The sequence below is a fragment of the Pyxidicoccus sp. M6 genome (assembly GCF_055568925.1).
The window spans coordinates 11,546,019-11,569,539 of record NZ_CM145714.1 but is presented as its reverse complement, the minus strand read 5'-3'; the positions used below and the strand labels follow the sequence as shown (position 1 = coordinate 11,569,539).

Genomic DNA, 23,521 nt, shown 5'->3' with positions numbered 1-23,521 from the left:
CGCCAGGCGGGCTCATGCGACGTCGGAGGTGGCGCCCGGCCCATCCAGAGCGGAGATGGGCTCCCGGAGGCTCGCGGCCACCTCGGGCACGAGCTCGCCGAGGTCCGCCAGTGTGGGCTCCGTGGCGTGGCCCCCGGCGCCGAGGCTCTGCTCGAAGGCGAAGACGTTCGCCGGGTCGTACTTCCGCTTCACCCAGAGGAGCAGCGGGTAGTACTCGGCCCAGTACCGGCGCTGCCAGTGGGTGATGTAGGGCTTCGGGTAGTTCTGGTAGGCCTCGTGGTTGGTCCACGGCTCGCCGAGCTCGAGCCACTGGTCCAGGAAGGCGAAGGCCCGGGGGCGAACAGGCCGAAGACGCGCAGGGTCCGGTAGAAGTCGCGCATCTGCACTGCGGGGCCCACGTGGACGAGCCTGCGCTCGGGCTGGACGAAGATGTCGTTGAGGCCGCGCAGGTCCAACATCAACCCGCCGTCCACGGTGGAGTAGCCGGCGGTGCTGTGGCCGCCCGTGCGGGGCACCCAGCGGAAGGAGGGATTCGTGCGCTGCTGCTCGCGGATGAACTTCAGGAAGCAGCGCACGTCGTGCACGGACTCGCACACGCCAATGGCGGCGGGGCGCACGTTCTCGAAGTTGGCGTAGGCCACCGCGCGCAGCCGGTCATGGTCCGCGTCCCACGGCAGCACGAGCCGCCCGCACGTCTCCCACAGCAACTCCGTGGCCTGCTGGCGCGTGAGCTGGAGCCGCGCGAAGTCCGAGTCGGGCCGCTGGGCCCAGGCTGCAACACGTCTGCGCAGCTCGGCATGCTTCGCGTCGTGGTCGAGTTCCATGAAGGCACACCCCGTGCTCGGGCCAGGGGACATCCTGGCCCATGCACGGACGTGTACCGAGGCTGCTGACGCTCACGGCTCCAGCACGTTGCTCCAGGACGCGCTGCCGTCCACCCACTGCTGCACCCAGTCCTCCAGCGCCACGCCGGTGGTGCTGGTGGTGGTTTCGAGCGCGCCGAGGAAGGTGTGCTGCGTGCCGCGCTTCAGGAAGTACTTCGCGTTGGCCTTCCCGTCATACGATGACGAGAGCAGGTTGAGCGTCTGCGTCTCGAAGGTCGCGGCGGGGTAGGCGAAGAAGGAGCTGAGCACGTTGTCCCGGCTCCACGCGAGCAGCGCGAAGCGCGACTTCGGATACGTGTCCGCGAGGTACGCGGGGAAGCGCGTGAAGTCCGTCCCGCAGTGGGTGCACGCGGCCGGAAGCGTCAGGCTCCAGTTGGTGAGCCACGTGCTGTAGAGCGAGCCCGCGGGTGTCACCATCTGCCCCGAGTCCGCGAGCACGTGCACCTCGGCGTTCGGGAACGCGGCGGCGACGCGCTCGTAGTTCAACTGCGCGCCGAACGCGCCCGCGCTACCTCCCCCGAGGAACACGCGCTTCACACCCGGGAAGGTCGCCACCAGCTTCGGCAGCACCACCTGCATGTTGCTCGCGCCCTTGTGGTGCACCTGCCTCGAGCCGTACGTCTGCACCGCGTTGCCGGCGTGCACGTCGCCCGTGCAGTAGGGGACGAAGACGTAGGACATGTCCCGGAAGGGGTTGGTGCCCTCCTCCCGGTCGAACATGTACGCACTCTTGGTGTTTTCCGTCTGGAACTGGGCCGCCTTGTAGCCGGTGGTCAGGTTGGCCGCGCTGCGCAGGGTGAAGCACGTCTGCTCGTCCCAGCAGGCGCCGCCCCCTTGCAGGTAGATGTAGAGGTCCGTGCTCCCCTCGTCGGGGTTGACGCCGATGCCGGTCTGCTCGCCGTTGCCGCACTCGGTGCCGGGGACGTCCACCCAGGTCCACGCCGCGGGTGTGGTGTCGATGGGCGTCTCGTCCTTGTCGTCGTCACCGCAGGCGGTGAGGGCGAAGGGGAGCGAAGCGAAGAGGAGGCTCAGGAGGAGCTTGCGCATGGGGCGGAAGTGTCCCCGCCACCAGGGCTTCGGGCAATCACCGACTGGGCACGCGCCCGGGAGCCGTGGACTGGTGTACGCTCCCCGGTGCGTCCGTGTGCTTCAGGACCGCGCGTACTTCTTGCGCAGCTCGACCTTGATGACCTTGCCCGAGGGCGTGCGGGGCAGGGTGTCCGCCACGTGGTAGATGCGCGGCGACTTGTACCGCGCGAGCCGCGTCTCACAGTGGGCGTGGAGGCTGGCCTCGTTGAAGGTGGCGCCCGGCTTCAGCACCAGGACGGCCGCCACCGTCTCACCCCAGTCCGGGTGCGGAATGCCGATGACCGCCGACTCGACGAGGTCCGGGTGGCCGGCGAGCGCGTCCTCGACCTCTTTCGAGTACACGTTCTCGCCCCCGGTGATGATCATGTCCTTCAGCCGGTCGACGATGAACAGGTAGCCGTCCGCGTCGAGGCGGGCCACGTCGCCGGTGCGGTACCAGCCGTCGTGGAACGCGGCGGCGGTGGCCTCCGGGTCACGGTGGTAGCCCAGCATCATCGACTGGCACCGCATCCAGATTTCGCCCACCTCGCCCGGCTTCGCCTCCGTCTCGGTGTCGCGCATCACCTTCACGTCGCAGCCGCTGACGGCGTAGCGGCCGATGGAGCCCGCCTTGGCCACCTGCTCCTCCGGCCGCAGCAGCGTGCCCGTGGGGCCCGTCTCCGTCATGCCGAAAATCTGGAAGAAGCGCTCGGAGCGGTAGCGCTTCGCGAGCAGGCGTGACGTGTCCGCGTCGATGGGACCGCCGCCGTAGAGGAAGGTCCGGATGCTGCTCAAGTCGTAGCGCTCGAAGTCCGGCACCACGCGCAGCGGCATGAGGAAGGCCACCGGCGCGCCGAAGAAGAGCGTGCACCGCTCGCGCTGAATCGTCTCCAGCATGCCGAGCGGGTGGTACTCCGGCATCATCACCACCGTGGCGCCGACGTAGAGGCTGCCGAGGAACAGGTTGTTGAGCGGGAAGCTGTGCCACACCGGCATCGCCAGCAGGACGCGGTCCGTGGAGTCCAGGCCGTAGGCGAGGCTGCTCGCCATGCCCGCGAAGATGACGTTGGCGTGCGAGTGCAGGCAGCCCTTCGGAAGGCCCGTCGTGCCCGACGTGTAGAGAATCTCCGCCACGTCGCCGGAGTCACAGCCCCACCGCGCATCACGCTTCGCGGGCCCGTCGAACAGCGACACGCCGTCGATGCTGTCATCCCCGTCGAGCAGCAGGACGCGGCACTTCTCGCGGCTGCTGTCGGGCACGCCGGCGGACAGGTCCTTGTCCGCCAGCAGCACCTTGCTCTCGCTGTGGCCGACGATGAAGGCCAGTTCCGGCGGGGCGAGCTTGTGGTTGAGGGGCACCGCCGTGCCGCCCAGCCGCAGCGTCGCGAGGAAGCCCACCGCCCACGAAATCGAGTTGCGGCCGAAGACGGCGACCTTGTCACCCCGGCCCACGCCGTACGTCTGGAGATGGGTCGCCATCCGGGTGACGGCCGCGTCGAGCTCGGCGAAGGTGACGCGCCGGCTCGTGGTGACGAGCGCCTCGCGGGAGCCGTACTTCCGCGCGGCCGTCGTGAGGACTTCGTCGAGCGTCCACATCACTTCGCCTCCTCGCTGAAGGCGCGCTCGATGAGCGCCTGCATCGGCGCGTGCGCCGGCAGTGTGCCGAGCGTCTGCCCATGGGCGCCGCCCAGGCGCGACTCGCAGAAGGCGTCCGACACCGCGGTGTTGCCCGCGCGGATGAGCAGCGACGCCTGCAGCGCCACGGCGAGCCCCTCGACGATGAAGCGCGAGCGGACCTCCAGCGCCTCGGTGTTGGCCAGCTCCTTGTGCAGACGTGCAACCGCCGCGTCGTAGGCCGCGTGCCCGCCCTGCGCCGCGAGCAGCTCCGCGAAGAGGGCCTCGCGGCTGGCCGGCTCGCGCGAGGCGGCGCGCAGCACGTCCAGGCATTGGATGTTGCCGCTGCCCTCCCAGATGGAGTTGAGCGGCGCCTGCCGGTACAGGCGGGCGAGGTTGGCCTCTTCGACGTAGCCCACGCCGCCCAGGCACTCCTGCGCCTCGCTGACGAAGACGGGCGTGCGCTTGCAGACCCAGTACTTGCCCACGGCGGTGGCGATGCGCGCGAAGGCCGCCTCCTTCGCGTCGCGGGGGCTGGCGTCCACGGCGCGGGACACGCGCGCGGTGAGCGTCAGGTGCGCCTCGGACTCCAGCGCCAGGTCCGCGAGCACGTTGCGCATCAGCGGCTGGTCCGCGAGCTTCTTGCCGAACGCGACGCGGTTGCGCGTGTAGTGCAGCGCCTGCACCAGCGCCTGTCGCATCTGCCCGCTGGAGCCAATCATGCAGTCCTGCCGCGTCATGGCCACCATCTCCAGGATGGTGGAGACGCCGCGTCCCTCCTCGCCCACCATCCACGCGAAGGCACCCTGCAGCTCCACCTCGGACGAGGCGTTGCTCCAGTCGCCCAGCTTGTCCTTGAGGCGCTGGATGCGGATGGCGTTCAGCTCACCGTCCGGCGTGAAGCGCGGCATCAGGAAGCAGGAGATGCCCCCTTCCGCCTGCGCGAGCACGAGGAAGGCGTCGCACATGGGCGCGGAGAAGAACCACTTGTGGCCCACCAGCGCGTACGTCTGGCCGGGGCCGCGGGCGTTGCCCAGCCGGTGGGCCTTCGTGGTGTTGGTGCGCACGTCGGAGCCGCCCTGCTTCTCCGTCATGCCCATGCCGATGGTGTTGCCCGCCTTCTGCCAGCCGGGGACGAAGCGGCTGTCGTAGGTGGCGGACGACACGCGCGGCACCCACTCGCGCGCGATTTCCGGCTGGTGGCGCAGCGCGGGCACGGAGGCGTACGTCATGGTGAGCGGACAGCTCGTTCCCTGGTCGGCCTGGTTGTGCAGATAGAAGAAGGCCATGCGCGCCACGTGGGCGCCAGGCTTGTCCTCGTTGCGCCACGCGAAGCCGGACACGCCGTAGGCCATGCCCAGCTCCATCAGCCGGTGGTACGAGGGATGGAACTCCACCTCGTCGCGGCGGTGGCCATAGCGGTCGAACGCGCGGAGCTTGGGCTTGTTCTCGTTGGCCAGCACCGCGAGCTGCTGCATCTCGCCGCCCGCCAGGATGCCGTACTTCGCGAGCTCGGCCTCGGCCCAGCCGCCGCCCTCGCGCGCAACCACCTCGCGCAGCACGCGGTCCGTCTGCCACGCGTCGTAGACGAGCGGCGGGGGCTGGTTGGTGACTTCGTGGGTGAGGAAGCCAGCGGCGATGGCGTTGGGGTCGGTCATGATGGAGGTCCTCCCGCGCGGGCTCGAAGCCCAGGCTGTCCCTGCTTTACCGTGAATGGCGGCCCCAGGCCACTGGGGCCCGAGGGCGCAGCCACTCCTGGCTTGAAAGAAATTGATGCCTGTGTGTCAGGAGTTGCCCAGCAGCAGCAGGCTCGTCATGAGGTTGCCGTGCTCGGCCCGCTGGGGCATCACGCAGCCCTGCTCACCGAAGGTGAAGATGGACAGGAAGGGCGTCTTGCCCAGCACCCGCTGGAAGTCTCCGAGCATGTCGGGAATCTGCTTTTGAATCGTGAGCATGCAGCCCGCGCAGTAGACGAGCAGCGCGCCCGCGAGCTTGTCCCGCTGGAGCCCCGAGCTGCCCAGGGCCCACTCGGCGAGCTGTCCGCTCTGCTTCACGAGCGCCCCCTCCGTGCTGCGCATCAGGACGAGCTTCTCGCCTTCCTTCACGTCAGCGAAGAGTGTCAGCGCGCGCTCGGGCATGAGAATCTTCTCCGGGTGCACGACGACGTGGGTCTCCAGGCCCTCCATGGTGCGGGGGATGCCGAGCGGGCAGAGCGTCGTGTTGCTCAGCACCGTGCCACCCGTCTGGAGGAAGGACTTCAACTGGCCGTCGAGCCACTCGTTGTAGACGTCCGCCGCCGGCCGCCCGTCGATGGTGTACACGGTGCGTCCGCTGGCGCGGGTGACGGTGCCGCGGTGCCGGGTGACGAGGTAGCCGCCCTGGCACATGGCCGTGAGCTTCCAGGGCCAGTCGCACACGGCGAGCACCGCGCCATTCCGGTGGACCCCCGCTGAAGAGAAGACGGACCACTGCCCGCTGATGTCGTTGTCGGCTGCGCTGCCTCCGGCGAGGAGCGCGCGGCGGGGCAGCACGTCGTAGAGCCCGGCCAGCAGCGACTCCTCGCCGCCGGGCGTCGCGTGCACGACGGCGAAGCGCGCCGCCTCGGGGGAGAACCCACCGTTCTTCACCGCGCTGCTGGCGAGCTCCCGGCCCTGGGCGCGGACATCGCCGTCGCGAGCCAGCGCGCTCACGCCGAAGCGGAAGCCGTCACCGACGAGCCAGAACGCGCTGACGATTCGCTCGGTGCGAAAGCCCTCCGCCGAGCCGACGCCCACGCACGACGTCGAGCCGATGAAGGGCACTCCGGGAAGCTGCTCGACGAGCGCCTTCTGCAGCGCCGAGGTCTGCACGCCGACGGTGCAGTAGACGAGCCCGCCCCGCACGGGCGCACCGGCGGCCTGCTGATGCAGTTGGGTTGCGAGCTCCCGCGCGGCGCTGACTTCGTCCTTCGCGGTCGAGTGGGCCAAGACGATGCGAGCCGACATGCTGTTTCCTCTCCGAGGGGGCGCGAATCGAGGATGCGTGTCAGCGTACCACCCGCGCGAGCAGCGCTCGGAGGCCTGCCCGGGCTTCTCCCAATCACTCACATCGGTGGTGCGTTGTTGACCCGCCGCGCGTCACGAAAGACTTCGACTCCACACGGAATTTTGCGGGCCTGGGGTGAAAAGCAAGGGTGCCCCGCAACCAATGTTCACGGCCCGTGTTGAAGCCCGGGCGCGCCGTGGGAGCGGCCGTTGCCAGCGGGAATCCACCGGCTGGCCGTCAAGGAGGCGTCTGCTTGAGCAAGCCGAGCATGTGGATGCGGTGGTGTGCCCCCGTCGTGGTGGGGTTGGGCCTGGCCATGGGGTGCGGAGCGGGGCCGGAGCCCGCATCGGAGTCCCCCGCGGTGGAGCGCGTGGAGCAGGGCGTGAGCACCTGCACCGGCCCCACGGGAGCCGTCTGTCGCCTCGTCACTCCGACGGAGGTGGGGACGCCCGGCTCGGGGAGCTACCTGGACCCGCACGTCGTCATCCGCCCCGCGGCACCGACGAAGGCGGAGCTCGTCGTCTTCCTGCCGGGCACGGGCGGCAAGCCGGAGAACTCTCTCAGCGGCGTCTTCGCGGACGCGAACCACAGCATCTACGCGAGCGCCTCCTCCAAGGGCTACCGCGTCATCGGGCTCGCGTACCAGAACTCGCCCGCCATCGGTCAGCTCTGCGGCGCGGATGATGCGTGCTACCTCGCCACGCGCCGCACGCTCATCACCGGCGAAGTCCAGCCCGGCAGCGCCGTGACGACCATGAACCGGGAGGACGCCATCATCCCCCGGCTGACGCGGCTGCTCGTGTACCTGCGCGACACGGGAGACCCGGCGGGCGGCTGGGGCAGCTTCCTCGTCAACCCGTCCTGCACCCTGTTGTGCCGCATCAACCCGGCGAAGCTCATCATCTCCGGGCACTCGCAGGGCGGCGGCCACGCGGGCGTCATCGGCAAGGACTACGCCGTGCGCCGCGTCGTCATGCTCGCCTCTCCGTGCGACGCGCTCGGCAACCCGGGGCCCATCGCGAGCTGGTCCCTGCCTCCGTTCACCACGGCCCCCGGCGCCGACACGTATCGCGGCCTCATCGCGCGCGGGCAGACGAGCACCGGCTACACGCTGGACCTCTGCGACCCGGACGCGCCGAAGCACTGGGCTCCGGAGCGGATGAACGCGCAGTGGAGCCGCATCACCAGCTCCACCGGCCTGTGCCCCTCGGACCCGCACGCCTGCGTGATTCGCGACGCGCAGTTCTTCACCGAGTGGCAGAACCTGTGGCCGTGAAGTCGCGGTAGGGCCACCCCGTGCGAGGACATGTTCCCCTGGCGTGTCCTCGCGCGGTGTCTTGCATTGCGGCGGGGTGTCGTCACCGCGTCGGTGCTCGGGACTCGCGGTGAGACGGTGGCCGTCCCTTCCGTGAGGGCAGACAGGCATTGGGGATGCTCGTGGAGCAGGCGTGCGCGTGCACGCCGGTTTCTCATTTTGTTTGTTTGAATACAAAATTTGAAACACATGACTCCCAGCGCTGCTCCCGCTCCGGGCCTCGCGCCCCATGTCCCGTCGAAGAGTCCCGAACCGCTGCTGAAGCTCTTTCCGGAGCCACCCGAGAGGAGGGAAGCGCTGGGGGAGTTGCACACGCTCCTGGCCTCGGCCTCCGCGCTGGCGCCGCTGCCGGAGCGGCTGGCCTGGCTGGAGCAGATGGTGCGTTGGCTCCGGGCCGAGGCGGCCGTGACGTTCCGTCACGGGCTGCCCAGCCTGCTGGCGCCGGTGGAGTCCTCGGGCTCCGCGCGCCTGCGACTGCTGGTGGAGGTGCTCACGCAGGTCCCCGCGTGGCTCGAGTCCGTGCGCGAGGTTCTCTCCTCCGTGTTCGCCGACACGTCCGCGCCGCGGTTGTTGTCCGAGCCGGGCCTCTCCACTGGACGCGGCTTGCTGGGTGACCTCATGGGGCGGCTGGGCCAGCGGCTGGTGCCGGCCGTGTCCGACGAGCGCGAGCTGTCCACATGGGTCTGGCGCTGGTTCCGCACCTCCGCCGACGCGACGTGGCTGGAAGAGTTGGCCGAGGAGCACGTGGCCGCGCTTTGCTCGCTGCTCGGGCCGGAGTGCTTCGCCCCGCTGGGCGCGGCGGTGGAGGACGCGGTGGCGGTGCTGGCCTCGCGTGCCAGCGCCCTCGGCCTCGCGGGGGACGTGCAGTCCCGGTTGTCTCCGGCGCCGCTCGCTCGCTCGGCCTTCGTCCATCTGCCGCGCGCCTGCGAAGCGCTTCGCGTCGCCGTGCGGGCGGATGCCGAGGGACAGGACCTCGAGCAGGCGCGGATGGACTGTGCCGAGGTCATCGCCCGTTGTCGCGCCGACGCGCGGGCGGTGCAGCACCACCTGCATGCGCACGCGGTGGACACTGACCTCGTCTACCGGCTGGAGCTGCTCGGTCAGGTGCTGGACCGGTTGGAGGCGCTGCTGTGGCTGCTCTCACCGGGCGGCTCGCGGCCTCGCGCGTGCGTGTCGGTCCGGCTGCTGTCGTCGCTGGTTCGGGCGCACGCGCAGGGACGCAGCATCTCCGGGCTGTTCCGAGGCAGCGTGCGCTGCATCTCGCGCCGCATCTTCGAGCACACCGGTGAGGTGGGCCGCCACTACATCACCACGGGGCCGGACGACTACCACCGGCTGGTGAGCGCGGCGGCCGGCGGCGGGCTGCTCACCGCGGGTACGGCCGCGCTGAAGCTGCTCATCGGCTTCGCGGCGCTGCCGCTGTTCTTCCAGGGGCTGGCGGCCTCCGCCAACTACGCGCTCAGCTTCCTGCTCATCCAGGTGCTGGGCTTCACGCTGGCCACGAAGCAGCCGTCCATGACGGGCGCGGCGTTGGCGGTCTCCATGGACGTGAAGGCTGGCGACAAGGGGATGCGCGGCCTCGTGGACCACCTGGCCTGCATCACCCGCTCGCAGTTGGCGTCCGTGTTCGGCAACCTCGGCGCGGTGGTGACGACGGCCACCTTCGTGGGCATCGCCCTCCAGGCGCTCCGGGGCCAGTCGCTGCTGAGCCAGAAGGAGGCGGAGTACGTGGTGCACTCGCTGCATCCGTTCCGCGGTGGCACGGTGTTCTTCGCCGCGTTCACCGGTGTGCTGCTGTGGTGCTCCAGTGTCTGCGGTGGCTGGTTCGAGAACTGGGTGCACTACCGGCGGCTGCCGGAGGCGCTCGCGCGGCATCCCGGCCTCATCCGGTTGATGGGTGAGACCCGGGCGCGGAAGCTGGGCGCCGCGTTCTCGCGCAAGGCTTGCGGACTGGGGGCCAATGTCGCGCTGGGAGTCCTGCTCGGCATGACGCCCGCGGTGAGTCACTTCTTCGGACTGCCGCTGGATGTCCGGCACGTCACCCTGAGCGCCGGCACGCTCACCTTCGCGGGCGCGGCGCTGGGGCCCGAGAAGCTGCTGACGCCGGATTTCCTCTGGGCGGTGGCGGGGCTCGGGACGGTGGCGGTTGCCAACCTGGGCGTGAGCTTCGCGCTGGGGCTGGGCGCCGCGGTACGCGCGCGGGGGCTGGAGCCGGTGGGGATGTTGCGGCTCGTGCGCGTGGTGCTCGCCGGAGGCATCCGCTCCCTGTCCGACTTCGTGCTTCCGCCACAGCCGCTGCTGCCCGCACACCGCCCCGAGTCTCCGATGGCGGTGCGCTCCGCCGCACGGCCGCGCGGTGCTCGCCGTCCGGGGCAGGGTGGTACCACGCATCACTGAGTGTGGAGTGTCATGCGTGCGGCCTGCGCTAGCAGGCTGCGGAATGGTGCTGGACCCCTTCGCGAGCACCGGCGCCAGGCTGGTGGCGGCAGCCCAGTTCTGCCGGCGCGCGGTGGGCATCGAACTCGCTTTGTTTTCTCCGCGACGCTGTTCCGCACTTCCGTTCATGCCGCGTCTTCCGCGGCTGGGCGTACCGTCCGAAGCATGTCCGTCATCATCCGTGCAGGCGGGAGAATCCGATTCGAGAAGTCGGGACCTGGTGACGGACCGCGACCGCCTGACAAGAAGCCATGTGAGTACTGCGGGAGGCCCGAGCATCCGTTCGCGCCCGAGTGGGGCAGCCACATCGGCAACTCCGCGTGGCTTGGAGAGGCCATCCTCCAAGGTCAGGAGCCGCAGGCTCACCCCTGGTACACCGGGCGCTGGTCCATCGCCGCGCACCACCTCATCTGCTCTGAGGCCATGGCCGATGACGAGGACTGGGCGAAGTTCTGCCGGCAGTACGGGTACAACATCAACCGCCGGAAGAACGGCGTCATGTTGCCATCCCGGATGGAGGTCGCCTGTGAGCTGCATGTGCCGGTTCATCGCGGCAACCACGCGGCGGGTTGGGCCCACGACGTCCAGATGGCATACCCCAAGGCGGTCATGGCCAGGACGGACGACATCAAGGCCCTCATCGTCCGCGGCGCATTCTGCTCGGACCCGAGTGCGCTGACGCGCGAAACGCGCGCATGTCCGCGCAGGCGGGCTCACGCGCTGGCGCATGGGGCTACCGGGAAGCCGCTCGAGCGTCGAGCGCTGCGAGTTGGGGAGTAGCCATGCAGCGTGAGTACTTCGTCCTCGAACGGGCTGCCTCCAACGTCCACCCGCTGCTGGGCTGGGACCAGAGTGGCAGCGCCTTCTACAAGGGCAAGCCTGTGAATGTGACGGAGCCCGTCCGGCTGCGCCTGGCGGAGCCGGTGCCTCCCAAGCCGGTCATGGTGGACCACCACAGCCTTCCGAAGCCCGTCCTCTCGACACGCCTCAAGGAGGTCATGGAGTCGGTGCCTCTTCACCATACGCAGTGGGTGCCAGCAGACGTTCGGGTTGCCGAGGGGGACGTGCGGCGCTACTGGCTGCTGCACGTGTACAACGAGCTACGCTGCATGAACCGGCAGGAGTCAGTCTTCAAGCTCTCCCCCAGCGGACTGACGTTGCTGAGCCTCGACAGGCTCGTGCTCGAAGAGGCGTTGCTCGCAGGCATGCCCTTGGACGAGCGGCGCATCTTCGTGTTGGCCGAATCTCCATCCACCTGCTTCTTCCACGAGTCCGTGGTGGACCGGGTGATGAGCCTCACGCCTCCGCCGGAGGGGCTGCGCTTCATCCCCGTGCCGGACTGGAACGACTCTGCCTCCTTCCGCTGAGCGGGCTGGCCCGCCAGCTGAAAGCACTCAATCACTTGTCGGCAGTCACGTGACCGAGGCTGTAGCTGTCTCCTACGCACGACATAAGGCGCGGTGGACGTCAGTTGTTCGCGGGTTTCGTGCGTGAAGACGGAGTGGAGCGGGACGTGCCCAGCGAGGGCGCCCACACATGCAGGTGCGCCAGCATCATCTCCTCCAGCCGGCGCACGGCGGGAGCCGGCTCCGCTTCCGAGCGGTGCAGGTCCAGGCCGATGGCGGGCAGCGCGGGCATCGAGTCCAATACCTGGAGGTGTGCCGGCAAGCCCGCCCGAGTGCGCACGGTGACGCCGAGTCCCGCGCCAACCGCCGCCCATACGCCACCGAGGCTCGCGCTGGTGAACGCGAGCCGCCACGGAATGCGCGCCTTGTCGAGCGCGGCGACGGCGATGCTCCGCATCAGGCACGGCGCCTCGATGGCCACCAGGGGCAGCGGCTCTCCCGACGCACGCGGCTCCGCCGGCGTATCGGACGCGCCAATCCAGCACAGCGGCACCTCCCCCACGCGCCGTACGTGCGCGGTGCGCGTGCCCGCGTCCCACGCGAGCGCGAGGTCCAGCCGGCCGAGCTGCACCTGCTCCAGCAACTCCGCGTTGCGCGTCAGCCGCGCCTCGATGCGCACCCGCGGATGCGCGCGAGCGAAGCCGCCGAGCACTCCGGCCAGCAGCCCCTCCCCGAAGTCCTCCTGCAAGCCGAGCCGCACCGCGCCCTCGAGGTCCGCGCTCCGCACGGCCGTGGCGGCCTCGTCGTTGAGCGCGAGCAGCCGGCGCGCGTAGCTGAGCAGGACTTCACCGGTGGGCGTCAGCGCGAGGCCGCGTCCGGACTTGCGCAGGATGGGGCTCCCCACCTGCTCCTCCAGCTTCTTCAACTGCGCGCTGACCGCAGACGTCGAGAGGCCGAGCCGGCGAGCGGCCTTCGCGAAGCTGCCCAGCTCCAGTCCCACCGTGAAGCTGCGGAGCACGTCGAGGTCGAAGGTGGGGGGCTGCATCAATCGTCCCGTTTTCGTGGAGGGTCGGTTCAAAACATTCAAATTTTCGGGATGCCTCTCGCTGATTACTCCTCCGGCATGCCCTACGCCCGCATTTCGCTGCTCAGAGGCAAGTCCCGGGAGTACCTGCGCGCGCTGTCCGACAACCTGCATCGGGCGCTCGTGGAGACCTACGAAGTCCCGCCCGATGACCGCTTCCAGGTCATCCACCAGCTCGAGCCCGAGGAGCTGATTTTCGACCGTCACTACCTCGGCGGGCCGCGCGGCGATGACTACGTGCTGATTGCGATTACCGCCGGACGCCCGCGCGGCACGGAGACCCGGAAGGCGTTCTACCGGCGGCTGGTGGAGTTGCTCGCGGAGTCACCCGGCATCTCCCCCCGTGACGTCATGGTCGTCATCACCACCAGCCAGGCCGACGAGTGGTCCTTCTCGGACGGCCTCGCGTCCATGGTGGAGCCGCGCACCCCTTGAGAGGAGCGTCGTCATGCTCGCGATGCAGTACAGCTTCGCGCTTCCGGCCGACTACGACATGGCCATCATCCGCAACCGCATCGCCACCAAGGGCCACTTGATGGATGAGTTTCCGGGCCTTGGGTTCAAGGCGTTCCTCTACGCCTGCCGTGGCGACGCGAGCCACGAGAACCTCTACGCCCCGTTCTACGTGTGGAGACAGGTGGAGGGGATGAACGCCTTCCTCGGAGGAGAGGGCTTCGCGGCGCTCACGCAGTCCTTCGGGTGGCCCTCCATCCGCACGGGACTGGTGCTCCACGCTTCGTGGCTGCCGTCACTGAAGGAGGCCCGATATGCCACGCGAGAGGTCACCTCGATTGCTCCGCACACAGCGCTGGCCGCGTTGAGAGAGCGAGAGGCGCGGGCCGTGGACGATGACGTGACTCGGGACGGCGCCCTGAGCGCGGTGACGGCCTACGAGCCGACGACGTGGACGTTGGTGCGATTCCGGCTCTGGCGCGAGCCGCGCGACGTCTTCGGCCGCGAGGGCTTTCAGTCGTACCGCGTCGGACACGTATCGGCTCCCGCGGTGGCGACCGTTGGGCGGTAGCCGAAGCTTCGGCTTTCCCGAACACATCCGAACGAATTCTCGTGATTCGTGCCGCCGTTCTCCTCCGTAAGATGGCCCTGGTCACCACCGTCACCAGATTGCTCGTGGAGGAGCCGCCGCCATGCAAGACGAGCCCAACGCCCAGAGCCTGGCGCGCACGCCACCACCCGCCGGGTCGCCTGCCTCGCCTCCCTGGCATGCCCTGCCTCCCGAGGCGGTGCTCTCGCGAGTGGAGAGCGGGCAGCAGGGCCTGACGGACGAGCAGGCACGCGAGCGCCTCGCCCGCTACGGGCCCAACGTCCTCCAGCGCCAGAAGGCCGAGGGGCCGCTGAAGTTGCTCTGGAGACAGGTGAACAGCCCCTTCATCTGGGTGCTCATCGCGTCCGCGGTGCTGGCCATCGCCATGGGCAAGGTGACGGACGGCCTGGTGGTGGCGGCCGTGGTGGTGCTCAACACCCTCATCGGCTTCGTGCAGGAGTACCGCGCGGGCAAGGCCATCGAGGCGCTCAGCCGCATGGTGCCCGAGAGCGCCACCGTGGTGCGTGGGGGCCGCAAGGCGTCGGTACCCGCCGCGCAGCTCGTACCCGGGGACGTGGTGGAGGTGGCGTCGGGTGACAGGGTTCCCGCGGACATGCGGCTGCTCGCGTCGCGCAACCTCCAGGTGGAGGAAGCCGCGCTCACGGGCGAGTCCGTACCGGCGCGCAAGCAGGTGTCCCCGGTGGAGGAGGACGCGGTGCTGGGAGACCGGACGAGCCTCGTTTTCGGCGGCACGCTGGTGACGTCCGGCACGGCCTCCGCGGTGGTGGTGGCCACCGGCGGCGCCACGGAGGTGGGGCACATCTCCACGCTGCTGAGCCAGGCCACCGACCTCCAGACGCCGCTGACGAAGGCGTTGGCCGTCATCGGCAAGTACATCACCGTGGGCATCCTCCTCGTCTCCGTGGTGCTGCTGGGCGTGGGGCTGTGGCGCGGCTACGAAATCAGTCAGGCCGTGGTGGTGGCCATTACCCTCGCGGTGGCCGCCATCCCCGAGGGCCTGCCCGCCATCGTCACCATCGCCCTGGCCATCGGCGTGCAACGCATGGCCGCCCGGCGCGCCGTCATCCGCAAGCTGCCCGCGGTGGAGACGCTGGGCAGCACCACCGTCATCTGCTCGGACAAGACGGGCACCCTCACGCGCAACGAGATGACGGTGCAGGAGCTGTGGACGCCGTCGGGCCGCTGCTCCCTCACCGGCGTGGGCTACGCGCCCACCGGCGAGCTGCGCCGCGACGGCAAGCCCCTGGGCACGGTGCCGGACGACGTGCGCGAATTGCTGCGGGCCGGCGCGCTGTGCAACGACGCCGCGCTCCAGGGGCGGGGCGACCGCTGGGAGATGACGGGCGACCCCACCGAGGGCGCGCTGGTGGTGGCCGCGGAGAAGGTGGGTCTGCGCGTGGACGAGGCCCGCGCGAAGTGCCCGCGCCTGGACGCCATTCCCTTCGAGTCCGAGCACCAGTTCATGGCCACCCTGCACGACGAAGGGCAGGGGCACCGGCGCGTCCTCCTCAAGGGCGCGCCGGAAGCCGTGCTGCGCCGCTGCGTTCCGCATGACGGCGCCGCGCCCGAGGCGGTGATGGGGGAGGTGGAGCGGATGGCGCGGCAGGGCATGCGCGTGCTCGCGGTGGCCGCCCGGGAGGTGCCCGCGTCGCAGTCGGGCATCTCCGAGGAGGACGTCGGGCAGGGGCTGCGGTTGCTGGGGCTGGAGGGGATGATTGACCCGCCGCGCGAGGAGGCCATCGCCGCGGTGCGCGCGTGCCACGAGGCGGGCATCGTCGTGAAGATGATTACGGGCGACCATCCCTCGACGGCCGAGGCGATTGGCGCGCAGCTCGGCCTCCACGAGCCGGGCTCGCAGGGCATCACCGGCGCGCGGCTCGCCACGCTCGACGACACCCAGATGCAGGAGGTGGCCACGCACACGCATGTCTTCGCGCGCGTGGCCCCCGAGCACAAGCTGCGGCTGGTGCGGGCGCTCCAGGCGAGGCGTCACGTGGTGGCCATGACAGGCGACGGCGTGAATGACGCTCCCGCGCTCAAGCAGGCCAACATCGGCGTGGCCATGGGCATTACAGGCACGGCGGTGTCCAAGGAGGCGGCGGACATCGTGCTGACGGACGACAACTTCGCCTCCATCGCCGCGGCGGTGGAGGAGGGGCGGCGCGTCTACGACAACCTCATCAAGTCCCTGGCCTTCGTGTTGCCCACCAACCTGGGCCTCGCGCTCATCCTCATGTTCGGTGTGACGTTCTTCCCCATCGACGACATCGGCGGGCGCATGGTGCCGCTGATGGCCATGCTCCCCACGCAGCTCCTCTGGATAAACCTGGTGGCCACCGTGTCGCTGGCGCTGCCGCTGGCCTTCGAGGCGAAGGAGTCGGACATCATGCGCCGCGCGCCGAGGGACCCGGACGCGCCGGTGCTCAGCCGCTTCGTGGTGATGCGCACCGGCCTGGTGGCGCTGCTGATGGCCGCGGGCGCCATCGTCCTGTTCCTCTGGGAGTACTGGCGCGAGGTGCCGCGCCTCGGACCCCCGGTGGCGCTGGCCGAGGCGCAGACGATGGCCGTCAACACCGTCATCAGCTTCCAGATTTTCTACATGCTGATGTGCCGCACCCTCACCGGCTCGCTGCGCAAGGTGGGCTTCTTCAGCAACCCCACCGTCTTCGTCGGCGTGGGCGTGCTGGTGCTCCTGCAGCTCGCCTTCATGTACGTGCCCTTCATGCAGCGGGTGTTCGGCACCGCGCCGCTGACGCCGGGGGCCATTGGCCTGTCCGTGCTGGTGGGCGCGGTGGTGCTCCCGGTGGTGGGTTTCGAGAAGTGGCTGCTCCAGCGCCGGGGCACGCAGGTGGTGCGGCAGGTGCGGCGCGACGAGGACGGACCGAAGCGCCCGGGGCCTCGTGAGCGGCTTTCGGCGTGAGGCTTCAGGGACGGGGCTCCCGGGCGGCGGCGTCCGGGAGCGTCCAGTCCTCCTGCGCGTAGACGACGCGGCAGCGGTCCAGCTTCGGGCCGCAGGCGCGGTCCAGGTCGCTCCGCGTGGCGCAGCCGGGCCGCTCCTCGCAGGTGTCCGGCAGGAAGGCCCAGACGAACTGGAGCACGTTGCCGCCGCGCCCCTCCGGTAGCGCGCGGAGGAAGTCGTCGCGGTACGTGTCGAAGAGGCGGGCGAGGTGCACGGTGCCGCCGTCCAGGTCCACGTGGCGCTTGTCGGCCATGAAGCGGCGGGCGGCGTCGTTGAGTTGCGCGTCCAGGTACTCCGGCTGGAAGTGCGCGCCATCCAACCGGGGGCCGCCGCGCGTGCCCTGGAAGAGGGCGAAGTGGATGCGCGGGTCGGCGAACTCGGTGCCCAGCACGCGGTTCTCCAGCGCCCACAGCGTCAGCCGCTCGCCGCCCACCGGCCACGAGCGGCCCCAGAAGAAGCGCCCCAGCCAGGGCTGCCTTACGGACTCCAGATACGGGTAGCCGTCCACCACCTGCTGGAGGACGAGCGCGTTGTAGGCGTTGAGCCAGTAGGCCAGCGCGTCCTCGGGCGTGGGGAAGACATCCGGGCGGTTGTGGGGCGAGAAGGAGGCCAGCGACGCGACGAAGCCGTCCAGCACCTCGCGCTCGTGGCCCACCGAGGCGAAGTCCACGTCCCCATCCGGCCGCACGTACCGCAGCACCTGTGCGTAGCCGCTGTAGTGGAAGGGCTCGGACGCCGAGGGCACGCTCGCGGGCAGCAGGCCCTGCACGTGCAGCGCCGCGGTGGCGACGGCCAGGGCCGTCACGGCGAAGAGCAGGGCGGGCACCCGGAGGCGGCGCGCGAGGGAGGGCGGAGCGTCCACGGCCTCGCATCATAGGCCAGGGGACCTGGAGGCCGCCTCCGTCCCCGGGGCGTGGAGTCGGGTCCGCACCCCTTCCGCGGGACATCGGCCTCACGCCGCTCTGGCGCCAGCCACGAGGAGCACCGCTATACTCGGGGCGTCATGGAGCCTACGCCCGACGTCATCCGTCACTTCCATCCCGTGCTCCCCGTCCGCTCGCTCGGCAAGAAGCCGGTGCGCGTGGAGGTCGCGGGCTGTGCCTATGTCCTCTTCCGGGACGCGTCGGGGAAGCCCGCGGCGCTCGCGGATGCCTGTCCCCACCGCTTCGCGCCGCTGTCCAAGGGGCAGGTGCGCGCGGACGGGAGGCTCCAGTGCCCGTACCACGGCTGGCGCTTCGACGCGGAAGGCAAGGGCGCCAACCCCAGCCAGCCTGACTTGCGCCACTGCGACGCGCGCAGCTTCCAGGTGGTGGAGCGCCACGACTACCTCTGGCTGGCCGAGCGGGACACGCCGCTGTCCGCCATGCCGGACATGGAGGCCGACGAGTACCTCTTCGGCGGGGCCTTCTCGCAGTTGTTCGAGGCGCCGTTGCACGTGTCACTCGACAACTTCAGCGAGGACGAGCACACACCCTACGTCCACACGCGCCTCGGCTGGGACGACCCGAGCGCGGACCAGGTGGAGTTCGAGGCGCACAACCTCGAGGACCGCACCCGGGTGCACTACCGCGCCCCGCAGCGCGCCGCGCCCCTCATGAAGCTGCTGGGCGTGCGCGACGGGGACTTCTTCCAGAACGACTGGGTGACGCGCTTCGACCCGGTGCGCAGCCAGTACACCGTGAGCTGGGTGTCACCCGAGGGGAAGTCGCGGCCGTTCATCACCCGCGCCAACATCTTCTTCGTGCCGGAGACGGCGAACACCACGCGCCTGCACGTCTTCTCGTTCCTGAAGTGCGTGGTGCCGGCGATGCGGCCGCTGCTGCCGGTGGCGGCTCGCGCGGCCGCGGCGCTGACGTGGTGGGAGGTGCGCGACGACGCGCGCTTCATCCCCACCGTGGCCGGCACGCCCTACAGCCACAAGGGCATGCGCCTGGACAAGTACGACAAGCCGCTCGTCCACCAGCGCCGGCTCATGGAGCGCATCTACTACCGCACGGGCCCGGCCGTCGCGCCGGTGCCGCTCGCGCGCGAGGCCACCAGCGGCTGAGGGTGCTTCCGGGGGGCGCGCGGCCTTCAGTGGATGGAGGGCGCGGGCTCCGTGTAGGGCGTCGCCGTGCCTGCCACCCCGGCGCGGGCCTCCCAGGCGTTGCAGCCGCTGTTGCCGGAGACCTCCAGCTCGAACTCCTGGAGCTCCGGCTGCATGCACCGGCTCGTCTCGTCGCCGCCGGGCTGGGGATTGTGGCTGCCGAAGTACTTGCAGCCCTTGCAGTTTCCCCACTGTCCGTCCGCCATGACGTCCTCCTCGGGAAGGTTGGAATACCTCCTTCCGAGGGTGGGGCCGGTGGTGGGCGCTCACAAGCGCCGCTCGCCACCCGCGCTCCAGGGCAGACGGCCCGGCGCCCGGGAATGGGCGCCGGGCGCGTGAATCCCGGGCCTACTGCTGGGGCGCCGGCTGCTGCTGCGCGGGCTGCTCCGGCTGCGTCTGCGGCGCGGAGGTGCCCTCCTGCTGCGGCTGCTCGAGCTGCCGCGGCGCGGCCTCACCCGGCAGCGGCTGGAGGTGCGGCGGCACCGTGTCCGGGTCCTTCAGGTCCGTGTCCAGCGCGCGGGCCTCGAAGGCGCCCACGGAGCGCAGCAGGCGCAGCGCCGCGAGGGACGACTGGAGGCGCTCGTTGACGAGGCCAATCTCCGCGCTGGTGAGCGCGGTGTTGGCGTCCGCGACCTCCAGGTAGGTGGCCACGCCGGCCTTGAAGGACACGTCGGTGAGGCGCTGGGACTCACGCGCCAGCTCCACCGTCTGCTCCGCCTTGAGGCGGTTGGCCAGGGCGCTCTCCAAATCCAGCTGCGCGCGCTTCACTTCCTCGCGCGCCGTCAGCTCGGACTTGCGCGCGTTGGCCAGGCTCTCCGCGACGCGGGCGGAGGCCTCGGAGACGTTGGCCTCGCGCAGGCCGCCGTCGAACAGCGTCCAGCTCGCCGCGAAGGTGATGGCCCAGGTGTCATTGGAGCCGGCGAAGCCCGCCGCGTTGGCGATGCGCCAGGCCGCGCTCACACCCAGCGTGGGCAGGTAGGCCAGGTACGTCCCCAGCTTCTGGGTGCGGGCCAGCTCCACCGTCTCACGCGAGGCGGCCACGTCCGCGCGCTTCTCCAGCGCGCTCTGGTAGAGCACGTCCGCGTCCGTCTTCACCGGCACCTGCGGCTCCGGAGGCGGCGCCACCGTGAAGTTCGCGTCGTCGAAGGCCAGCAGCGTGGCCAGCACCAGCCTGGCGGAGGCCTCCGCGTTCTTCGCGCGGATGAGGTCCTGCTCGGCGCGGGACAGGTCCTGCTCGGCGCGCAGCAGCGCCACGCGCGTCACCGTGCCGGCATCGAAGCGCACGCGGGTGTCCTTGGCGCGCGCCCCGTTGAGCTCCACCAGCCGCTCCTGCACCGTCACGGCCTGCGCCTGCGCCGCGGCGCCGTAGTACGCCTGCGCCACGCCGAAGAGGATTTCGCGCCGCGCCTGCTCCACGTTCAGCGCCGCCACGCGCTCGGACTTGTAGGCGGCGGAGATGGCGGCCCACAGCTGCGGGGCGATGATGGCCTGGCGCGCTTCAATCTGCGCCTGCCGCTGGATGAGCGGCTGGATGGTGATGGGCACCGGGGCGAGGATGCCCGGGGGAATCTCGGCGGCGTTCGAGTTGCGGATGATGGCGCCGCTGGCGGTGACGGTGGGCAGGTACCCCGCCCAGGCCTTGCGAGACGCGGTGTCCGCCTGCTCCAGGCGGGCCTGCGCGGCCTTCAGGTCCAGGTTCTCCTTGCGGGCCCGGGAGAGCGCATCCTCCAGGGTCAATGCAGTCGGCGGTGCCGCGGCCAGGGTGGCCGCCAGGGTCAGCGCCAGAAGTGAGCTCATACCGCCTCTACCTCCTCAGGTGCCCGCGCCGGCGCGGGCCCACGACGTCCAAAAGGACTTGCTACGGGTTGTCTCATCGCTCCGAGCGCCTGGGCTTCTCACCCGGTGCCCCTGGAAACGACAGGAAAAAGGCGGCGCGCACCCCGACGACGCTAATGGGAGTCATCCGCGACACGGCCACCGCCCTCCTGCCCTCCGGGGCCCCGGACGCATAGGCCAGGACGTCCGAAATTGGAAGCTCCGGAATGTATTAATCGTCAAAGGTTGATGAAGTCAATTGTTTAGGTGCTCGGGTGGAATTACATTGGAAGGCATGAGCAGCGAGCATCTGGAACGGAAGACGAAGCCGGCGGACTCGCGACGGCGGAGCGAGGCCACCACGGAGCCGGAGGCGGCGGACCTGCCACGCCAGGCGTGGACGCTCCTCTTCGAGCTGATGCATGCGCACATGCGCAACTTCCCGGCGCTGGCGGCGGAGTTCGAGCTGTCGCCGGTGCAGGCGCACGTGCTGCGGCAGCTCGGCGAGGCACCGCTGGCGATGAGCACCCTGGCGGGCTACCTGTCGTGCGACGCGTCCAACGTCACGGGCCTGGTGGACCGGATGGAGGCGCGCGGGCTGGTGGAGCGGCGCAGCTCCGAGCAGGACCGGCGGGTGAAGATGCTGGTGCTGACGGAGGCCGGCGCGGCCCTGCGCGAGCGGCTCTTGGACCGCATCGCCGAGCCGCCCGAGGCCATCGCCGCGCTGCCCGACGAGGACCTGCGCGCCCTGCGCGACATCATGCGCCGCGCGCTGCGGCCGCAGTGAGCATGGCGGGAGAGCGCGGCCCGCTCCCCCGGATGCAGAGAGAGCGGCCGACTCAGTCCAGCAGGAAGGTGTACGAGTACTTCATCTCCGTGGAGACGGCCTCGCCGCCCTTGATGGCCGGCTTGAAGCGGAAGCGCTTGATGGCATCGCGCGCCGCTTCGTTCAGGCCATAGCCCGGGCCGTTGAGAATCTTCGCGGCCACCACCTTGCCCTCGTTGTCGATGGTGATGGACAGCGTCACCGTGCCCTCGATTCCAGCGCGGCGGGCCTCCTCCGGGTAGGGAATCTTCACCTCGGAGGCGACGGTGGGCTCGGAGTCCACCTGGTAGATGGGCGTGTACTTCGGCGCGGAGTACCCCTTCACCTCCTTGGGGTCCTTCGCGGTGCGGTCCACCTTGCCGTAGGCGGTGTTGCCCACGGGCGCGGCGAAGGTGCCGGCGCTGGTGGTGGACGACATCGTCATGCCCACCACGAGCGGCGGAGGCTTGGCCTGCGGCTCGGGCGGGGGCGTGTCGTTGGGCGGGGGCGGCGCGTCCACCGGGGGCGGCGGCTTGGGTGCCTCGGCCACCTTCACGGGCGGGGGCTTCACCGGCTTGGGCTTGGGCGGAGGCGGCTTGGGCTCCTCCTTCTTCTCCTCGGGCGGAGGCGGCGGGGGCGGCTTCTGCACCTCCACCATGACCAATTCCACCGGGCGCTGGGCCACGGGGCGGGGCCGCTCCGCCATGCGCGCGAGCATCCAGAAGCCGCCGCCGTGCAGCACCAGCGACGCGAGCAGGAAGATGCCCACGAACGTCAGGGAACGGTCGCGGCGGGGAGGCAGGGACGCGCTGTCGAGGACTGCCTGGCTCATGGGCTGAAGTCTCGCTTCAGGGCGCGGCGGGCGTGGCCGCGGGGGCCACGTCCTTCTCGATGTTGAGGGCGAACTTCGCGATGCCCTGGCCCTTCACCACGTCGATGAGGCGCATGACCCGGCCGTACGCGAGGCTCTGGTCGGCGCTGATGATGGCGCGGGTGTCCTTGTCCTTCGCCACCTGCTCGGCCACCTTGCGCGTGAGGTCCGCCTCATTCACCTCGGCGCCGTCGAAGTAGAGCTTGCCCTCCTTGTCGAGCACCACGTTGACGAGCCCCTGCACCGTCTCGCCGCCGTTGGCCGCGCGGGGCAGGTCGACCTCCACCGTCTCGCGGACGATGAAGTTGGCCGTCACCATGAAGATGATGAGCAGCACCAGCACGATGTCCACCAGCGGCGTGACGTTGATGCCGGTGATTTCCTCGTCGTTGTCCTGCTGGGCGCCTCCCGCCATGGCCTAGCGGACCTCCGCGGCGCGAGGGGCCGCATCGGACGAGGGGCGCTCCGCGCGCAGGCTGCCCACGAGGGCGTAGCCCAGGGCGTTGGCGCGGCTGGTGAGCGTCTTGAGCTGGCGGTTGAAGATGTTGAAGGCCACCACGGCGGGAATGGCGACGGCGAGGCCCACCGCCGTGGCGACGAGCGCCTCGGAGATGCCGGCCATGACGGTCTGCTGAATCGCCGCGCCCTTCGCGTTGGCGTTGCCGAGGTCGTGGAAGGCCTTGATGATGCCGAGCACCGTGCCGAAGAGGCCGATGAACGGAGCGTTGTTGCCCAGCGTGCCGAGGAAGGAGAGGAAGCGCTCGTACTGGGGACGCTCGCGGGCCATGGTGGAGGCAATCACCTGCTCCACGGTGTCCGCGCCCATGGCGGTGGACGCCAGCGCCTCGCGGACGACGGCGGCCTCCATGCCGCTCTTGCCTTCCACCGCCTTGCGCGCCGCCTCGAAGTCGCCGCGCGCCAGGCGCACGGCCAGCCCCTCCGAGTCCGGCAGCCGGTGGCGGGCGAAGTACACCGTGCGCTCCAGCATGATGGCGATGGAGAGCACCGAGAGGACGACGAGAATCCACAACACCCACTCGGCGGAGGTGAGCGTCACGCCGAGCAGCTTGCTGCTGAGCCAGCCAATCTCGGGTTGGCCCGTCTGGGACAGGAGGAGGAAGGGCGTCATGAAGGGAAGCCTGGGTGTAGGT

At 70.2% G+C, this 23,521-nt stretch carries 22 protein-coding genes; 9 read left to right on the top strand and 13 right to left on the bottom strand.

Features of this window, described 5'->3' with window-relative positions:
- Positions 1–12: 12 nt before the first annotated feature.
- The 6 genes from ACVTJA_RS45475 to ACVTJA_RS45450 all read right to left on the bottom strand — a co-directional run bounded on the left by ACVTJA_RS45475 (position 13) and on the right by ACVTJA_RS45450 (position 6,550).
- The gene (locus ACVTJA_RS45475) at positions 13–246 is read right to left on the bottom strand and encodes a BBE domain-containing protein (protein WP_465840671.1); all 234 of its coding nucleotides are present in this window, start codon (positions 244–246) and stop codon (positions 13–15) included.
- A complete protein-coding gene (locus tag ACVTJA_RS45470) occupies positions 189–824 on the bottom strand; it encodes an FAD-binding protein (RefSeq protein ID WP_465830205.1) in 636 nt (211 codons plus the stop codon). The genes ACVTJA_RS45475 and ACVTJA_RS45470 overlap by 58 nt, the downstream gene beginning before the upstream one ends.
- A 72-nt stretch (positions 825–896) precedes the next feature.
- Positions 897–1,931 (bottom strand): pectin acetylesterase-family hydrolase, encoded by a 1,035-nt coding sequence (locus ACVTJA_RS45465; protein ID WP_465830204.1) that lies wholly within the window; start codon positions 1,929–1,931, stop codon positions 897–899.
- 102 nt (positions 1,932–2,033) lie between these two features.
- A complete protein-coding gene (locus ACVTJA_RS45460; RefSeq protein WP_465830202.1) occupies positions 2,034–3,548 on the bottom strand; it encodes a class I adenylate-forming enzyme family protein in 1,515 nt (504 codons plus the stop codon).
- Entirely contained in the window at positions 3,548–5,224 is a 1,677-nt protein-coding gene (locus ACVTJA_RS45455; RefSeq protein ID WP_465830200.1) for an isovaleryl-CoA dehydrogenase, read from the bottom strand. The genes ACVTJA_RS45460 and ACVTJA_RS45455 overlap by 1 nt, the downstream gene beginning before the upstream one ends.
- A gap of 126 nt (positions 5,225–5,350) precedes the next feature.
- Positions 5,351–6,550, bottom strand: a complete 1,200-nt coding sequence (locus ACVTJA_RS45450; protein ID WP_465830198.1) for an FIST signal transduction protein — start codon at positions 6,548–6,550, stop codon at positions 5,351–5,353.
- Between the two features lie 293 nt (positions 6,551–6,843).
- Here ACVTJA_RS45450 and ACVTJA_RS45445 point away from each other — a divergent pair, with 293 nt between their 5' ends.
- From ACVTJA_RS45445 to ACVTJA_RS45430, 4 genes are all read left to right on the top strand, one after another.
- The gene (locus tag ACVTJA_RS45445; RefSeq protein ID WP_465830197.1) at positions 6,844–7,866 is read left to right on the top strand and encodes a BPSS1187 family protein; all 1,023 of its coding nucleotides are present in this window, start codon (positions 6,844–6,846) and stop codon (positions 7,864–7,866) included.
- Positions 7,867–8,094: 228 nt separating this feature from the next.
- Entirely contained in the window at positions 8,095–10,302 is a 2,208-nt protein-coding gene (locus tag ACVTJA_RS45440) for a site-specific recombinase (protein ID WP_465830195.1), read from the top strand.
- A gap of 462 nt (positions 10,303–10,764) precedes the next feature.
- Positions 10,765–11,121: an AHH domain-containing protein gene (locus ACVTJA_RS45435; RefSeq protein WP_465830193.1), complete on the top strand. Its 357-nt coding sequence runs from the start codon at positions 10,765–10,767 to the stop codon at positions 11,119–11,121.
- A 2-nt stretch (positions 11,122–11,123) separates the two neighbouring features.
- Positions 11,124–11,708, top strand: coding sequence for an imm11 family protein (locus ACVTJA_RS45430; protein ID WP_465830191.1), 585 nt, complete (start codon positions 11,124–11,126; stop codon positions 11,706–11,708).
- A gap of 100 nt (positions 11,709–11,808) precedes the next feature.
- On the opposite strand, the gene ACVTJA_RS45425 is transcribed toward ACVTJA_RS45430, so the two are convergent.
- A complete protein-coding gene (locus ACVTJA_RS45425; protein WP_465830190.1) occupies positions 11,809–12,732 on the bottom strand; it encodes a LysR substrate-binding domain-containing protein in 924 nt (307 codons plus the stop codon).
- Between the two features lie 78 nt (positions 12,733–12,810).
- On the opposite strand from ACVTJA_RS45425, the gene ACVTJA_RS45420 reads away from it, so the two are divergent.
- The 3 genes from ACVTJA_RS45420 to ACVTJA_RS45410 all read left to right on the top strand — a co-directional run bounded on the left by ACVTJA_RS45420 (position 12,811) and on the right by ACVTJA_RS45410 (position 16,754).
- On the top strand, positions 12,811–13,206 hold the full coding sequence (locus tag ACVTJA_RS45420; protein WP_465830188.1) for a tautomerase family protein: 396 nt from the start codon (positions 12,811–12,813) through the stop codon (positions 13,204–13,206).
- Between the two features lie 13 nt (positions 13,207–13,219).
- A complete protein-coding gene (locus tag ACVTJA_RS45415; protein ID WP_465830186.1) occupies positions 13,220–13,795 on the top strand; it encodes a DUF4865 family protein in 576 nt (191 codons plus the stop codon).
- Between the two features lie 121 nt (positions 13,796–13,916).
- The gene (locus tag ACVTJA_RS45410) at positions 13,917–16,754 is read left to right on the top strand and encodes a cation-translocating P-type ATPase (protein WP_465830184.1); all 2,838 of its coding nucleotides are present in this window, start codon (positions 13,917–13,919) and stop codon (positions 16,752–16,754) included.
- Between the two features lie 4 nt (positions 16,755–16,758).
- On the opposite strand, the gene ACVTJA_RS45405 is transcribed toward ACVTJA_RS45410, so the two are convergent.
- On the bottom strand, positions 16,759–17,655 hold the full coding sequence (locus ACVTJA_RS45405) for a DUF547 domain-containing protein (protein ID WP_465830182.1): 897 nt from the start codon (positions 17,653–17,655) through the stop codon (positions 16,759–16,761).
- Between the two features lie 141 nt (positions 17,656–17,796).
- On the opposite strand from ACVTJA_RS45405, the gene ACVTJA_RS45400 reads away from it, so the two are divergent.
- On the top strand, positions 17,797–18,840 hold the full coding sequence (locus tag ACVTJA_RS45400) for a Rieske 2Fe-2S domain-containing protein (protein WP_465830180.1): 1,044 nt from the start codon (positions 17,797–17,799) through the stop codon (positions 18,838–18,840).
- Positions 18,841–18,866: 26 nt separating this feature from the next.
- On the opposite strand, the gene ACVTJA_RS45395 is transcribed toward ACVTJA_RS45400, so the two are convergent.
- Positions 18,867–19,085 carry a hypothetical protein gene (locus ACVTJA_RS45395; protein ID WP_465830179.1) on the bottom strand — a complete coding sequence of 73 codons (219 nt, stop codon included), beginning with the start codon at positions 19,083–19,085 and terminating at the stop codon, positions 18,867–18,869.
- A 142-nt stretch (positions 19,086–19,227) separates the two neighbouring features.
- On the bottom strand, positions 19,228–20,676 hold the full coding sequence (locus tag ACVTJA_RS45390) for a TolC family protein (RefSeq protein WP_465830177.1): 1,449 nt from the start codon (positions 20,674–20,676) through the stop codon (positions 19,228–19,230).
- A 313-nt stretch (positions 20,677–20,989) separates the two neighbouring features.
- On the opposite strand from ACVTJA_RS45390, the gene ACVTJA_RS45385 reads away from it, so the two are divergent.
- The gene (locus tag ACVTJA_RS45385) at positions 20,990–21,481 is read left to right on the top strand and encodes a MarR family winged helix-turn-helix transcriptional regulator (protein WP_465830176.1); all 492 of its coding nucleotides are present in this window, start codon (positions 20,990–20,992) and stop codon (positions 21,479–21,481) included.
- Positions 21,482–21,533: 52 nt separating this feature from the next.
- Here ACVTJA_RS45385 and ACVTJA_RS45380 read toward each other — a convergent pair whose 3' ends face one another.
- From ACVTJA_RS45380 to ACVTJA_RS45370, 3 genes are read right to left on the bottom strand one after another with little or no spacing between them, the layout of a single operon-like run.
- Positions 21,534–22,331: an energy transducer TonB gene (locus ACVTJA_RS45380; protein ID WP_465830175.1), complete on the bottom strand. Its 798-nt coding sequence runs from the start codon at positions 22,329–22,331 to the stop codon at positions 21,534–21,536.
- Positions 22,332–22,347: 16 nt separating this feature from the next.
- Positions 22,348–22,785 carry an ExbD/TolR family protein gene (locus ACVTJA_RS45375; RefSeq protein ID WP_465830174.1) on the bottom strand — a complete coding sequence of 146 codons (438 nt, stop codon included), beginning with the start codon at positions 22,783–22,785 and terminating at the stop codon, positions 22,348–22,350.
- A gap of 3 nt (positions 22,786–22,788) precedes the next feature.
- Positions 22,789–23,499: a MotA/TolQ/ExbB proton channel family protein gene (locus ACVTJA_RS45370; RefSeq protein WP_465830173.1), complete on the bottom strand. Its 711-nt coding sequence runs from the start codon at positions 23,497–23,499 to the stop codon at positions 22,789–22,791.
- Positions 23,500–23,521: the final 22 nt, after the last annotated feature.